This window comes from Streptomyces sp. A012304 (genome assembly GCF_026008495.1).
In the GTDB taxonomy this organism is placed as follows: domain Bacteria; phylum Actinomycetota; class Actinomycetes; order Streptomycetales; family Streptomycetaceae; genus Streptomyces.
Genome location: NZ_BQUN01000137.1, coordinates 120798 through 135740, shown reverse-complemented (window position 1 = coordinate 135740; position 14943 = coordinate 120798). Strand labels below are relative to the sequence as shown.

The 14943-nt window shown below is 70.6% G+C and carries 14 protein-coding genes; all 14 read left to right on the top strand.

The genetic code is table 11. From position 1 onward, the window contains the following. Positions 1-2 precede the first annotated feature (2 nt). The 14 genes from hisS (at position 3) to aroB (ending at position 14805) form a co-directional block, all read left to right on the top strand. On the top strand, positions 3-1265 hold the full coding sequence (gene hisS, locus ALMP_RS34130; protein ID WP_264935512.1) for a histidine--tRNA ligase: 1263 nt from the start codon (positions 3-5) through the stop codon (positions 1263-1265). A gap of 219 nt (positions 1266-1484) precedes the next feature. Then, complete coding sequence (locus ALMP_RS34125) at positions 1485-2150, top strand: vitamin K epoxide reductase family protein (protein ID WP_264935510.1); 666 nt, start codon at positions 1485-1487, stop codon at positions 2148-2150. A 47-nt stretch (positions 2151-2197) separates the two neighbouring features. Continuing rightward, positions 2198-3553, top strand: coding sequence for a replication-associated recombination protein A (locus ALMP_RS34120; RefSeq protein WP_264935508.1), 1356 nt, complete (start codon positions 2198-2200; stop codon positions 3551-3553). A gap of 303 nt (positions 3554-3856) precedes the next feature. After that, positions 3857-4471, top strand: coding sequence for a 30S ribosomal protein S4 (rpsD, locus tag ALMP_RS34115; RefSeq protein ID WP_264935506.1), 615 nt, complete (start codon positions 3857-3859; stop codon positions 4469-4471). Positions 4472-4673: 202 nt separating this feature from the next. Further along, positions 4674-5117: a DUF948 domain-containing protein gene (locus tag ALMP_RS34110; protein WP_264935505.1), complete on the top strand. Its 444-nt coding sequence runs from the start codon at positions 4674-4676 to the stop codon at positions 5115-5117. Between the two features lie 9 nt (positions 5118-5126). Continuing rightward, on the top strand, positions 5127-5474 hold the full coding sequence (locus tag ALMP_RS34105) for a hypothetical protein (RefSeq protein ID WP_264935504.1): 348 nt from the start codon (positions 5127-5129) through the stop codon (positions 5472-5474). Further along, the gene (gene alaS, locus ALMP_RS34100) at positions 5474-8146 is read left to right on the top strand and encodes an alanine--tRNA ligase (protein ID WP_264935503.1); all 2673 of its coding nucleotides are present in this window, start codon (positions 5474-5476) and stop codon (positions 8144-8146) included. The genes ALMP_RS34105 and alaS overlap by 1 nt, the downstream gene beginning before the upstream one ends. Before the next feature lie 35 nt (positions 8147-8181). Beyond that, entirely contained in the window at positions 8182-8646 is a 465-nt protein-coding gene (ruvX, locus tag ALMP_RS34095; protein ID WP_264935677.1) for a Holliday junction resolvase RuvX, read from the top strand. A gap of 122 nt (positions 8647-8768) precedes the next feature. Continuing rightward, positions 8769-10511, top strand: a complete 1743-nt coding sequence (mltG, locus tag ALMP_RS34090) for an endolytic transglycosylase MltG (RefSeq protein ID WP_264935501.1) — start codon at positions 8769-8771, stop codon at positions 10509-10511. A gap of 4 nt (positions 10512-10515) precedes the next feature. Then, on the top strand, positions 10516-11367 hold the full coding sequence (locus tag ALMP_RS34085; protein ID WP_264935499.1) for a shikimate dehydrogenase: 852 nt from the start codon (positions 10516-10518) through the stop codon (positions 11365-11367). Positions 11368-11419: 52 nt separating this feature from the next. Then, the gene (locus ALMP_RS34080) at positions 11420-11848 is read left to right on the top strand and encodes a hypothetical protein (protein WP_264935498.1); all 429 of its coding nucleotides are present in this window, start codon (positions 11420-11422) and stop codon (positions 11846-11848) included. 172 nt (positions 11849-12020) lie between these two features. Beyond that, positions 12021-13205, top strand: a complete 1185-nt coding sequence (gene aroC, locus ALMP_RS34075) for a chorismate synthase (RefSeq protein WP_264935496.1) — start codon at positions 12021-12023, stop codon at positions 13203-13205. Then, positions 13202-13717, top strand: a complete 516-nt coding sequence (locus ALMP_RS34070; RefSeq protein ID WP_264935494.1) for a shikimate kinase — start codon at positions 13202-13204, stop codon at positions 13715-13717. The genes aroC and ALMP_RS34070 overlap by 4 nt, the downstream gene beginning before the upstream one ends. Continuing rightward, positions 13714-14805, top strand: coding sequence for a 3-dehydroquinate synthase (gene aroB / locus ALMP_RS34065; protein WP_264935493.1), 1092 nt, complete (start codon positions 13714-13716; stop codon positions 14803-14805). The genes ALMP_RS34070 and aroB overlap by 4 nt, the downstream gene beginning before the upstream one ends. Positions 14806-14943 lie beyond the last annotated feature (138 nt).

Below are 14943 nucleotides of genomic sequence, written 5' to 3'. Positions count from 1 at the left end.
CCGTGAGCACCTTCAAGGCCCCCAAGGGCACGTACGACCTTCTGCCGCCCGATTCCGCCAAGTACCTCGCCGTCCGTGAGGCGATCGCCGCCCCGCTGCGCAACTCCGGCTACGGCTACGTCGAGACGCCCGGCTTCGAGAGCGTCGAGCTCTTCGCGCGCGGTGTCGGCGAGTCCACCGACATCGTGACCAAGGAGATGTACGCCTTCGAGACCAAGGGCGGCGACCGGCTCGCCCTGCGCCCCGAGGGCACCGCGTCCGTCCTGCGCGCGGCCCTGGAGGCCAGCCTGCACAAGGCGGGCAACCTGCCCGTCAAGCTCTGGTACTCGGGCTCGTACTACCGCTACGAGCGCCCCCAGAAGGGCCGCTACCGCCACTTCTCCCAGGTCGGCGCCGAGGCGATCGGCGCGGAGGACCCGGCCCTGGACGCCGAGCTGATCATCCTGGCCGACCAGGCGTACCGCTCGCTGGGCCTGAGGAACTTCCGGATCCTGCTGAACAGCCTGGGCGACAAGGAGTGCCGCCCCGTCTACCGGGCCGCCCTGCAGGACTTCCTGCGCGGCCTGGACCTGGACGAGGACACGCTCCGCCGCGCGGAGATCAACCCGCTGCGGGTCCTGGACGACAAGCGCGAGTCGGTGCAGAAGCAGCTCACGGGCGCCCCGCTGCTGCGCGACTACCTCTGCGACGCCTGCAAGACGTACCACGAGGAGGTCCGCGAGCTGATCACGGCCGCCGGGGTCGCCTTCGAGGACGACCCGAAGCTGGTCCGCGGCCTGGACTACTACACGCGCACGACCTTCGAGTTCGTCCACGACGGTCTCGGCTCTCAGTCCGCGGTGGGCGGCGGCGGCCGCTACGACGGCCTGTCCGAGATGATCGGCGGCCCCGCGCTGCCGTCCGTCGGCTGGGCCCTCGGCGTCGACCGCACGGTCCTGGCCCTGGAAGCGGAGGGCGTGGAGCTCGACCTGCCCGCGTCCACCAGCGTCTTCGCCGTTCCGCTCGGCGAGGAGGCGCGCCGCGTCCTGTTCGCCAAGGTCACCGAACTGCGCAAGCTCGGCGTCGCCGCCGACTTCTCCTACGGCGCCAAGGGCCTCAAGGGCGCCATGAAGAACGCCAACCGCAGTGGTGCCAGCTACACGATCGTCGCCGGTGAGCGCGACCTCGCCGAGGGGGTCGTCCAGCTCAAGGACATGGAGTCCGGCGAGCAGACGGCGGTCGGGGTCAACGAGATCGTGGCGGAGCTGGAGGCACGGCTCGGCTGACCCACGCGTGCGAAGGCGCCGGGTGCCCCGCGGGGCACCCGGCGCCTTCGCGTCTCCGGCCGCTGTCCCCGCGTCGTCTCCCGCGGGTTGTCCGGAACCGAACACCTGACCGCTGTGTCCACCCACCCTTATGCGCAGCGAACGGTGCTCACACGCGCGTGTGCGGCACAATGGCCCTGCCCGAAGATGGTCCGAGTCTCAAGTGACGGAATCGGCGTGATGAGCAAGACGACAGTCAAAGACGTCTCCACGGAGCCCGAGCCCGACCCGCAGCGCGACGAGCCCGCCGCGCCGGGAGCGGTGGGCGGCAGCCGGGCGTTCGCCCTGCTGCTGGTGATCACCGGCGCGGCCGGACTGCTCGCCGCGTGGGTCATCACGATCGACAAGTTCAAGATCCTCGAGGCCAAGGTGGCCGGCGAGACGTTCACGCCGGGTTGCAGCATCAACCCGATCGTGTCCTGCGGCAGCATCATGGAGAGCAAGCAGGCGGAGGCCTTCGGCTTCCCCAACCCGATGCTCGGCCTGGTCTGCTACGGCATCGTCATCTGCGTCGGCATGAGCCTGCTGGCCCGCGCCCGCTTCCCGCGCTGGTACTGGCTCACCTTCAACTTCGGCACGCTCTTCGGCGTCGTCTTCTGCGCCTGGCTGATGTTCCAGTCCCTGTACCGGATCAACGCGCTGTGCCTGTGGTGCTCGCTCGCCTGGGCCGCGACGATCGTCATGTTCTGGTACGTGACCTCGTTCAACATCCGCAACGGCTTCCTGCCCGCCCCGCGTCCGCTGAAGAACTTCTTCGCCGAGTTCACCTGGGTGCTTCCGGCGACGCACATCGGCATCATCGCCATGCTGATCCTCACCCGCTGGGGCAGCCAGCTCTGGGCCTGAGCCCGGGCCCGACGGCGTTGTCAGTGGGGTGACATAGGGTTTTCAGCGTGGAGCCCGACCTGTTCACCGCCGCAGCAGAAGAACGCCAGGAGAAGGACCCCGCCGGCAGCCCGCTGGCGGTCCGGATGCGCCCGCGCACCCTCGACGAGGTCGTGGGCCAGCAGCACCTGTTGAAGCCGGGCTCCCCCCTGCGCCGCCTGGTCGGCGAGGGCTCCGGGGGCCCGGCCGGCCCGTCCTCGGTGATCCTCTGGGGACCGCCCGGCACCGGCAAGACCACCTTGGCGTACGTCGTCTCCAAGGCCACCAACAAGCGCTTCGTGGAGTTGTCCGCCATCACCGCCGGCGTCAAGGAGGTCCGCGCGGTCATCGACGGCGCCCGCCGCGCCACCGGCGGCTTCGGCAAGGAGACCGTCCTCTTCCTGGACGAGATCCACCGCTTCAGCAAGGCACAACAGGACTCCCTGCTGCCCGCCGTCGAGAACCGCTGGGTGACGCTGATCGCGGCGACCACCGAGAACCCGTACTTCTCGGTCATCTCCCCGCTGCTGTCCCGCTCGCTGCTGCTCACCCTCGAACCCCTCACCGACGACGACCTGCGCGGCCTGCTCCGCCGCGCCCTCACCGACGACCGCGGACTCAAGGGCGCCGTCACCCTCCCCGAGGACACCGAGGCGCATCTGCTGCGCATCGCCGGCGGGGACGCCCGCCGTGCGCTGACCGCCCTGGAGGCCGCCGCGGGGGCCGCCCTCGACAAGGGCGAGACCGAGATCGCCCTGACGACCCTCGAGGAGACCGTCGACCGGGCCGCCGTGAAGTACGACCGCGACGGCGACCAGCACTACGACGTCGCCAGCGCCCTCATCAAGTCCATCCGCGGCTCCGACGTCGACGCCGCCCTGCACTACCTGGCCCGGATGATCGAGGCCGGCGAGGACCCCCGCTTCATCGCCCGCCGCCTGATGATCTCGGCCAGCGAGGACATCGGCCTCGCCGACCCCCAGGCGCTGTCCATCGCGGTCGCCGCCGCCCAGGCCGTCGCTCTGATCGGCTTCCCCGAGGCCGCCCTCACCCTCAGCCACGCCACCATCGCCCTCGCCCTGGCCCCCAAGTCGAACTCCGCGACCACCGCGATCGGCGCCGCCCTGGAGGACGTGCGCAAGGGGCTGGCCGGACCCGTGCCGCCGCATCTGCGGGACGGGCACTACAAGGGCGCGGCGAAACTGGGGCACGCGCAGGGGTACGTGTATCCGCACGACCTGCCCGAGGGCATCGCGGCCCAGCAGTACGCGCCGGACGCCCTCAAGGAGCGCGAGTACTACACCCCGACCCGGCACGGCGCCGAGGCGCGGTACGCGGACGCCGTCGAATGGACCAGGAAGCACCTCGGTCGTAGGCGGCCCTAGCACCCTGTAGACTCGACCGAAGTGCTGAGTCCCGTGCAGTCAGAACGGGACGATCGGCCGGAGATCCGGTCCTCAGGGACCGGCTCCAGGAGCGTCGCGCACCGTCGAACGGTGTCGCGGGCAGCCCACCACCACCCGAAGCCTCGGGACGGTCGGTGGGCCACTCGCGTGCTGCACGTATGTGCCCAGACCAGGGGAGCGGCTGTCCTCCAGGTCCGGTAACGGACCCGGCGGGATTCCCCGGCTGCGGATGCGACCTCCCTCAACTCTGACAAGCCGGAAACTAGGAAAGAGACGAAAACAGTGGCGAACCAGTCCCGCCCCAAGGTCAAGAAGTCGCGTGCCCTCGGCATCGCGCTGACGCCGAAGGCCGTCAAGTACTTCGAGGCCCGCCCCTACCCGCCGGGTGAGCACGGCCGCGGCCGCAAGCAGAACTCGGACTACAAGGTCCGTCTGCTGGAGAAGCAGCGTCTGCGCGCGCAGTACGACATCTCCGAGCGCCAGCTGGTCCGCGCCTACGAGCGTGCCTCCAAGGTGCAGGGCAAGACCGGTGAGGCCCTGATCGTGGAGCTCGAGCGCCGTCTCGACGCCCTGGTCCTGCGTTCGGGCATCGCCCGCACCATCTACCAGGCCCGTCAGATGGTCGTCCACGGCCACATCGAGGTCAACGGCCAGAAGGTCGACAAGCCGTCGTTCCGCGTCCGTCCCGACGACGTCGTGATGGTCCGCGAGCGCAGCCGTGAGAAGACGCTGTTCGCGATCGCCCGCGAGGGTGGCTTCGCCCCCGACGGCGAGACCCCGCGCTACCTCCAGGTGAACCTCAAGGCCCTGGCGTTCCGCCTGGACCGTGAGCCGAACCGCAAGGAGATCCCGGTGATCTGCGACGAGCAGCTCGTCGTCGAGTACTACGCCCGCTGATCCTCGGCGGTCGCGGTACCTCGCGCCTCGGCCCGTCGTCCCCCTGCCCCTCGGGGCAGGCGGGGCGGCGGGCCTTCGCGTACCCGGAGCCGGTCACCGCGCAGGGCCCCTAATCCGGTACGGAACGGTTGCGTCGGCGCGATAGGCTCGCCTCCAGAGAGAGGCGTCAGCGAACAGTCAGCAAACAGGGAGCGGGTGCGCAGTGTCCGGTGGAGAGGTGGCCGGAATCCTGGTGGCCGTGTTCTGGGCGATCCTGGTCTCCTTCCTCGCCGTCGCGCTGGCGAGGCTGGCCCAGACCCTCAGGGCGACCACCAAACTGGTCGCGGACGTGACCGACAAAGCCGTCCCGCTGCTGGCCGACGCCTCCGCGACGGTGCGCTCCGCGCAGACCCAGATCGACCGGGTCGACGCGATCGCCTCGGACGTGCAGGAGGTCGCCTCGAACGCCTCCGCGCTGTCCACGACCGTCGCCTCCACCTTCGGCGGCCCCCTGGTGAAGGTCGCAGCCTTCGGCTACGGCGTGCGCCGGGCCCTCGGCGGCCGCAAGGAGGACGACATGCCCGCCAAGGCGCCCCGGCGCACCGTGATCGTGGGCCGCGCGGTCTCCCGGCGGGACAAGCGCAATCCCCGTGGAAAGAGGGACTGAGAGCCAGCGATGTTCCGCCGTACTTTCTGGTTCAGCACGGGCGTCGCCGCCGGTGTGTGGGCCACCACCAAGGTCAACCGCAAGCTGAGGCAGCTGACCCCCGAGAGCCTCGCCGCGACCGCGGCCAACAAGGCCCTCGAGACGGGAGCGCGCCTGAAGGACCGCGCGGTGGGCTTCGCGCTCGACGTCCGCGACAACATGGCCCGGCGGGAGGCCGAGCTGGAGGAAGCCCTCGGGATCCACGAGGACCCCGAACTCCCGGCACCCCGGCGGTACGCCGCCATCGAGAACAACCGCAGCAACCCGACGTACGTCGAAGCCCCGACGTACTCGTACAACCGGAATGAGGACCACTGATGGAGTCGGCTGAGATCCGCCGCCGCTGGCTGAGCTTCTTCGAGGAGCGCGGGCACACCGTCGTCCCTTCGGCGTCGCTCATCGCGGACGACCCGACTCTGCTCCTCGTCCCGGCCGGCATGGTGCCCTTCAAGCCCTACTTCCTGGGCGAGGTCAAGCCGCCGTACGCCCGTGCCACCAGCGTCCAGAAGTGCGTGCGCACGCCGGACATCGAAGAGGTCGGCAAGACCACCCGGCACGGCACGTTCTTCCAGATGTGCGGCAACTTCTCCTTCGGCGACTACTTCAAGGAAGGCGCCATCTCCTACGCCTGGGAGCTGCTCACCACGCCCCAGGACAAGGGCGGCTACGGCCTCGACCCCGAGCGCCTGTGGATCACCGTCTACCAGGACGACGACGAGGCCGAGCGCATCTGGCACGAGGTCGTCGGCGTGCCCAAGGAGCGCATCCAGCGCCTCGGCATGAAGGACAACTACTGGTCGATGGGCGTCCCCGGCCCCTGCGGCCCGTGCTCCGAGATCAACTACGACCGCGGCCCCGAGTTCGGCGTCGAGGGCGGCCCCGCCGTCAACGACGAGCGGTACGTGGAGATCTGGAACCTCGTCTTCATGCAGTACGAGCGCGGCGAGGGCATCGGCAAGGACAACTTCGAGATCCTCGGGGACCTGCCGAGCAAGAACATCGACACGGGCCTCGGCCTGGAGCGCCTCGCCATGATTCTGCAGCGCGTGCAGAACATGTACGAGATCGACACCTCCATGGCCGTCATCAAGAAGGCCACCGAGCTGACCGGCGTGGCCTACGGCGACGCCCATGACTCGGACGTGTCCCTGCGCGTGGTCACCGACCACATGCGCACCTCGGTGATGCTCATCGGCGACGGCGTCACCCCCGGCAACGAGGGCCGCGGATACGTCCTGCGCCGCATCATGCGCCGCGCCATCCGCAACATGCGCCTCCTCGGCGCCACCGGCCCGGTCGTCAAGGACCTGATCGACGTCGTGATCGGCATGATGGGCCAGCAGTACCCCGAGCTGGTCACCGACCGCGAGCGCATCGAGAAGGTCGCCCTCGCCGAGGAGAACGCCTTCCTGAAGACGCTGAAGGCCGGCACCAACATCCTCGACACCGCCGTCACGGAGACCAAGCAGTCCGGCGGCACCGTGCTCTCGGGCGACAAGGCCTTCCTGCTCCACGACACCTGGGGCTTCCCGATCGACCTCACCCTGGAGATGGCCGCCGAGCAGGGCCTGTCCGTGGACGAGGAGGGCTTCCGCCGCCTGATGAAGGAGCAGCGGGAGCGCGCCAAGGCCGACGCCCAGGCCAAGAAGACCGGACACGCCGACATGGGCGCCTACCGCGAGATCGCCGACTCCGCCGGCGAGACCGAGTTCATCGGCTACTCCGACACTGACGGCGAGTCCACGGTCGTGGGCATCCTGGTCAGCGGCGTGTCCTCGCCCGCCGCCACCGAGGGCGACGAGGTCGAGATCGTCCTCGACCGCACCCCGTTCTACGCCGAGGGCGGCGGTCAGATCGGTGACACCGGACGTATCAGGATCGACACCGGCGCCGTCGTCGAGGTGCGCGACTGCCAGAAGCCCGTGCCGGGCGTCTACGTCCACAAGGGCGTCGTCCAGGTCGGGGAGGTCACCGTCGGCGCCAAGGCCCACGCCTCGATCGACGCCCGTCGCCGTACGGCCATCGCCCGAGCCCACTCGGCCACGCACCTCACCCACCAGGCCCTGCGCGACGCCCTCGGCCCGACGGCCGCCCAGGCCGGTTCCGAGAACCAGCCCGGCCGCTTCCGCTTCGACTTCGGCTCGCCGTCCGCCGTGCCGACGGCCGTGATGACCGACGTCGAGCAGAAGATCAACGAGGTGCTCGCCCGCGACCTGGACGTGCACGCCGAGATCATGGGCATCGACGAGGCCAAGAAGCAGGGCGCCATCGCCGAGTTCGGCGAGAAGTACGGCGAGCGCGTCCGCGTGGTGACCATCGGTGACTTCTCCAAGGAGCTGTGCGGCGGCACGCATGTGCACAACACCGCCCAGCTCGGCCTGGTGAAGCTGCTCGGCGAGTCGTCCATCGGCTCCGGTGTGCGCCGTATCGAGGCCCTGGTCGGCGTGGACGCCTACAGCTTCCTCGCCCGGGAGCACACGGTCGTCGCCCAGCTCCAGGAGCTCCTCAAGGGCCGCCCGGAGGAGCTGCCGGAGAAGGTCTCCGCCATGCTCGGCAAGCTGAAGGACGCCGAGAAGGAGATCGAGAAGTTCCGCGCGGAGAAGGTCCTCCAGGCCGCCGCCGGTCTCGCGGAGTCCGCCAAGGACGTGCGCGGCGTCGCCGTCGTGACCGGGCGGGTCCCGGACGGCACCACGCCGGACGACCTCCGCAAACTGGTCCTCGACGTGCGCGGCCGCATCCAGGGCGGCCGGGCCGCCGTGGTCGCCCTGTTCACGGTCAACAACGGCAAGCCGCTGACGGTCATCGCCACCAACGAGGCCGCCCGCGAGCGCGGCCTCAAGGCCGGCGACCTGGTCCGTACGGCCGCCAAGACCCTCGGCGGCGGCGGTGGCGGCAAGCCGGACGTCGCCCAGGGCGGTGGCCAGAACCCGGCCGCCGTCGGTGAGGCCGTCGACGCGGTCGAGCGGCTCGTGGCGGAAACGGCCAAGTGAGCACCGAGGAACGGGCGAGCGCGGACGGCCGGGGCATGCGCCGCGGCCGTCGCCTCGCGATCGACGTCGGCGACGCCCGGATCGGGGTCGCCTCGTGCGACCCCGACGGCATCCTCGCCACTCCGGTGGAGACGGTCCCCGGCCGGGACCTCCCGGCGGCTCACCGGCGGCTGAGGCAGCTGGCCGAGGAGTACGAGCCGATCGAGGTCGTCGTCGGTCTCCCTCGCTCCCTCAAGGGGGGCGAGGGCCCGGCCGCGGTCAAGGTCCGCGGCTTCGCGCAGGAGCTGGCCCGGGGCATCGCGCCGGTCCCCGTCCGGCTCGTCGACGAGCGGATGACGACGGTGTCGGCCAGTCAGGGGCTGCGTGCCTCGGGGGTGAAGTCGAAGAAGGGGCGCTCCGTCATCGACCAGGCCGCCGCTGTGATCATCCTCCAGCAGGCACTCGAATCCGAACGGGTGTCAGGGAAACCACCCGGGGAGGGCGTCGAAGTGGTCATCTGATCGCGATACGGTAACGTTCCGCGCGATGCGGCGGTGTTCGAACAGCTGCCGCACAAAGAGAGGCGGAACGGGAGCCGGGCCCACAAGCCGCGCGACCGCCGCCTCGCGGCTCTAGGGGATCGATGACTGAGTATGGCCGGAGCCCGGGCTCCGAACCGTGGCATCCGCAGGACCCGTTGTACGGGGACGGCGGATGGGAAGGGCAGCAGGCCCACGCCGGCCATCAGCCTGCCTACGGCGGCCAGCCACAGCACCACCACTACCCGCAGCAGTCGCAGCAGCCGGAGTACGGCGACTGGGACCACGGACAGGCGCAGCAGTACGACCAGCAGGCGTACCAGCCGGAGTACCCCCAGCAGTACGACCAACAGCAATACGATCAGCAGCAGTATGTCCAGCAGGGCCAGCAGCAGCCCTACCACGAGGGCGGCTGGGACGGCACGGGCACGCACGCGCACATGCCGTACGCCGCCGATCCCGGAGACCCGTACGGCCAGCAAGCAACCGCTTACGGCGCCGAGCAGCCCGATTTCTACGGCACCCCGGACGCCTACCCGCCGCCGGAGCCGCCCGCCCGTCGCCAGCCGGAGCCGGAGAAGCCCGTCGAGCCCGCGGGAGAGCAGAGGACCGACTGGGATCCGGAGCCGGAACAGGGCGAGCACCCCTTTTTCGCGGGCGATGCGGCGGACGACCAGGACGGCGACGACGGCGAGGACGACGACACGCCCGGGGATCGCGGTGGCCGCGGGGACCGGCGGGCCCGGGGCGGCAAGGGCACCAAGGGGAAGAAACGCCGCAACGGATGCGCCTGCCTGGTCGTCGTGCTGGTGTTCGGCGGTGGCCTCGGTGGCGCCGGCTACTTCGGGTACCAGTTCTACCAGAATCGTTACGGCGCGGCCCCGGACTACGCAGGCGACGGCATCGGCCAGACCGTCAGCATCGAGGTGCCCAAGGGCGCGGGCGGCGCGGAGATCGGCCGCCGGCTGAAGGAGGCGGGCGTCGTCAAGAGCGTCGACGCGTTCGTCTCCGCGCTGACCCAGAAGCCCGATGTGAGCATCCAGGCGGGCGCGTACATCCTGAAGAAACAGATGTCCGCCAAGAGTGCCGTCGAGATGATGCTCGACCCGAAAAGCCAGGCCAATGTGCTCGTCAAGCCCGGCCAGCGCAATGTGCAGGTCTACCAGGCGATCGACACGAAACTCGGCCTGGCTTCCGGTACCACCAGGAAGATCGCCGAGAAGGAGTACGAAAGCCTCGGACTGCCCGACTGGGCGAACGACGACACCGATATCAAGGACCCGCTGGAGGGTTTCCTCCACCCGGGCACCTATGGCGCGGCCAAGGGCATGAAACCCGCGACGGTGCTGAAGGAGATGGTCGCGCGGGCCGACGAGGCCTACGCCAAGATCGACCTCGAAGCCAAGGCCAAGGCCTTCGGCCTGAAGAGCCCGTTGCAGGTCATCACGGTCGCCAGTCTCGTGCAGGCCGAGGGCAAGACGACCGACGACTTCCGTAAGATGGCCGAGGTCGTCTACAACCGTCTCAAGCCGACGAACACCGAGACCAACCAGTTGCTCCAGTTCGACTCGACGTTCAATTACCTGAAGAACGAGAGCAACATCCACATCAGTGAAGCCGAGATCAACAGCAACCAGGACCCGTACAACACGTACACGCAGAAGGGTCTTCCGCCCGGACCGATCGGAAATCCGGGTGCCGACGCACTCGCCGCGGCGCTGAATCCGACGAAGGACGGCTGGATCTACTTCGTGGCGACGGACGGCGTGAACAAGACGGAATTCGCGAAGACCTACGCGGAATTCCAGAGGCTCAGGGACAAGTTCAACGAGAGCACCGGTAACTGAGGACATGAGCACCACCGAACCGGCCGAGCACGTCGGCCGTCACCGGGCCGCCGTGCTCGGCAGCCCCATCGCCCACTCCCTCTCCCCGGTGCTGCACCGCGCCGCGTACGAGGCGCTGGGCCTCACGGAGTGGACGTACGACCGCTTCGACGTCGACGAGGCGGCCCTGCCCGCCTTCGTCGACGGGCTCGGCGCCGACTGGGCCGGGCTGTCACTGACCATGCCGCTCAAGCGCGCGGTCATCCCGCTGCTCGACGAGATCAGCGAGACGGCGGCCTCCGTCGAGACGGTCAACACGCTCGTGTTCACCGAGGACGGCCGCCGCGTCGGCGACAACACCGACATCCCCGGTATGGTCGCCGCCCTGCGCGAGCGGGGCGTCGAGCAGGTGGAGTCGGCCGCGATCCTCGGCGCCGGCGCCACCGCCTCCTCCGCGCTGGCCACGCTGGCCCGGATCTGCACCGGTGAGATCGTCGCCTACGTGCGCAGCGAGGCCCGGGCCGTCGAGATGCGGCAGTGGGGCGAGCGCCTCGACGTGGGGGTCCGTACGGCGGACTGGGCGGACGCCGCCGAGGCGCTGCGCTTCCCGCTGGTCGTCGCGACCACGCCGACCGGGGCCACCGACGCGCTGGCCGCCTCGGTGCCGGAGCGGCCCGCCACCCTCTTCGACGTGCTGTACGACCCCTGGCCTACCCAGCTGGCCGCGCGCTGGTCGATGTTCGGCGGGGCGGTCGTCAGCGGGCTCGACCTGCTCGTGCACCAGGCGGTGCTCCAGGTGGAGCAGATGACCGGACAGGTGCCCGCCCCCGTCGAGGCCATGCGAAAAGCGGGAGAACACGCGCTGGCGCACCGCTAGGATCCGCTGAGATCCGCAGGGGGCGGAGCATGGTCGAGGGGGAGTCAGGTACATGTCCAACGTGTCCGCAGAGGTGTCGCTGGCCGGGGGCAAGAGCGAGATCTTCGAGTTCTTTCTGCGGTTCATGCCCGAGTGGGTGCAGATCACGGTCCTTGCGCTGATCGTGCTCGCCGTCCTGGCCTCGTGGATCCTCAAGCTCAAGCGCAAGATCGCCCACCGGCGGGCGGTACGGGCCGGCGTGCCCGTGCACGCGGCGGCGCAGCCCGGGCAGGGCAGCGGCGCGGACTACCTCGGCGCGTACGCGCCGCAGCAGAACCAGACCGCGCAGCCGTCGGCCGCGCCCAGTGGTGCGGACTTCCTCGGTGCGTACGCGCCGCAGCAGAGCCAGGCCGCCCCGGCCGCGCAGACCTCGGCCGCGCCCAGTGGTGCGGACTTCCTCGGTGCGTACGCGCCGCAGCAGCGGCCGGACGCCACGCGCTGAGCCCGCGGCCCGCACGCGGCCGTCCGCCTGATGGACCGGCGGCCGGGACCGGGCCGCGGACGTGGGAGGATCGGAGGTGGCGGGCCTGGGTCGCGCACCCGGTCACGCCGTTGCCGTACGCGAGGACGCGCGTACGCAGGGCAGTACCAGGCGCGAGCACTGAGGAGCACCGTTGAGCAGGTTGCGCTGGCTGACCGCGGGGGAGTCCCACGGTCCCGCACTCGTGGCGACGCTGGAGGGCCTTCCCGCCGGCGTGCCGATCACCACGGCGATGGTGGCGGACCACCTGGCCCGGCGCCGGCTCGGCTACGGTCGCGGTGCCCGGATGAAGTTCGAGCAGGACCAGGTCACCTTCATCGGCGGCGTCCGGCACGGACTGACCCTCGGCTCCCCGGTCGCCATCATGGTGGGCAACACCGAGTGGCCGAAGTGGGAGCAGGTCATGGCGGCGGACCCGGTGGACCCCGAGGTCCTCGCGGGCCTGGCGCGCAACGCGCCGCTGACCCGCCCCCGTCCCGGCCACGCCGACCTGGCCGGCATGCAGAAGTACGGCTTCGACGAGGCCCGCCCGATCCTGGAGCGCGCCTCCGCGCGCGAGACGGCCGCCCGGGTCGCGCTCGGCGCCGTCGCCCGGTCGTACCTGAAGGAGACGGCCGGCATCGAGATCGTCTCGCACGTCGTGGAGCTGGCCGCCGCCAAGGCGCCCTACGGCGTCTACCCGACCCCGGCCGACGTCGAGAAGCTGGACGCCGACCCGGTGCGCTGCCTGGACGCGGACGCGTCGAAGGCGATGGTCGCGGAGATCGACCAGGCCCACAAGGACGGCGACACCCTCGGCGGCGTCGTCGAGGTGCTGGCCTACGACGTGCCGGTGGGCCTCGGCTCCCACGTGCACTGGGACCGCCGGCTGGACGCCCGACTCGCCGCCGCCCTCATGGGCATCCAGGCCATCAAGGGTGTCGAGGTCGGCGACGGCTTCGAGCTCGCGCGGGTGCCGGGTTCCAAGGCGCACGACGAGATCGTCACCACCGCCGACGGCATCCGGCGCGCCACCGGCCGCTCCGGCGGCACCGAGGGCGGCCTGACAACCGGCGAGCTGCTGCGCGTACGGGCCGCGATGAAGCCGATCGCCACCGTGCCGCGCGCCCTGCGGACGGTCGACGTCACCACCGGCGAGGCCACGCAGGCCCACCACCAGCGCTCCGACGTGTGCGCCGTGCCGGCCGCCGGCATCGTCGCGGAGGCCATGGTCGCCCTGGTCCTCGCCGACGCCGTCGCGGAGAAGTTCGGCGGCGACAGCGTGGCCGAGACCCACCGCAACGTGCGGTCCTACCTCGACAACCTGCACATCCGATGAGCGCGCCGCTGGTCGTCCTGGTCGGGCCGATGGGCGTCGGCAAGTCCACCGTCGGGCGCCTGCTCGCCGAGCGGCTCGGTGTCGGCTACCGGGACACCGACGACGACATCGTCGCCGAGCAGGGCCGCACCATCGCCGACATCTTCGTCGAGGACGGCGAGAGTGCCTTCCGCGCCGTCGAGAAGCGGGCCGTGCACCGCGCGCTCACCGAGCACGACGGCGTCCTGGCGCTCGGCGGCGGCTCGATCCTGGACGCGGACACGCGTGACCTGCTGTCCGGGCTGCGCGTCGTCTACCTGTCCATGGACGTCGAGGAGGCCGTGCGGCGCACCGGCCTCAACACGGCCCGCCCGCTGCTCGCGGTCAACCCGCGCAAGCAGTGGCGCGACCTCATGGAGGCCCGCCGCCACCTCTACGAGGAGGTCGCCACGGCCGTCGTGCCCACAGACGGCCGCACGCCCGAAGAGGTCGGCCAAGCAGCCCTGGACGCACTGGAGTTGAAGGAAGCATGAGTGACGCTGTGACGCGGATCCGGGTCGGCGGCAGCGCGGGGTCCGAGCCCTACGAGGTCCTGGTCGGCCGTCAGCTCCTCGGCGAGCTCGGCGGGCTGATCGGGCAGAAGGCGAAGCGGGTCGCCGTCATCCACCCCGAGGCGCTCGCCGAGACGGGGGACGCGCTCCGCGCCGACCTGACCGAGCAGGGCTACGAGGCCGTCGCCATCCAGGTGCCCAACGCGGAGGAGGCCAAGACCGCCGAGGTCGCCGCCTACTGCTGGAAGGCGCTCGGCCAGTCCGGGTTCACCCGCACCGACGTCGTCGTCGGCGTCGGCGGCGGCGCGACCACCGACCTGGCCGGCTTCGTGGCCGCGACCTGGCTGCGCGGGGTGCGCTGGATCGCCGTCCCGACGACCGTGCTCGCCATGGTGGACGCGGCCGTCGGCGGCAAGACCGGCATCAACACCGCCGAGGGCAAGAACCTCGTCGGCGCCTTCCACCCGCCGGCCGGCGTGCTGTGCGACCTGGCCGCGCTGGACTCCCTCCCGGTCAACGACTACGTCTCCGGGCTCGCCGAGATCATCAAGGCCGGCTTCATCGCCGACCCGGTCATCCTCGACCTCATCGAGGCCGACCCCGAGGCCGCCCGCACCCCGGCCGGCCCGCACACCGCCGAGCTGATCGAGCGCTCCATCAAGGTCAAGGCGGACGTCGTCTCCTCCGACCTGAAGGAATCGGGCCTCAGGGAGATCCTCAACTACGGGCACACCCTGGCCCACGCCATCGAGAAGAACGAGCGCTACAAGTGGCGGCACGGCGCCGCCGTCTCCGTCGGCATGCACTTCGCCGCCGAACTGGGCCGCCTGGCCGGCCGCCTCGACGACGCCACCGCCGACCGTCACCGCACGGTCCTGGAATCGGTGGGCCTGCCGCTGTACTACCGCTACGACCAGTGGCCCAAGCTGCTGGAGACCATGAAGGTGGACAAGAAGTCGCGCGGCGACCTGCTGCGCTTCATCGTCCTCGACGGCCTGGCCAAGCCGACCGTCCTGGAGGGCCCCGACCCGGCGGTCCTGCTCGCCGCCTACGGCGAAGTGGGCCAGTAAGTCCACGGGGTTCCCTTCCGCCCGATTCGCTTTCCACACCGGGCACTTCGGACCGCCCCCGGCCGTTCACCAAACGACGGCCGGGGGCGGTACCGTTCAGTAGCGAGAGCGGGGCCCGAGCCCCCACAACCAGCGCCA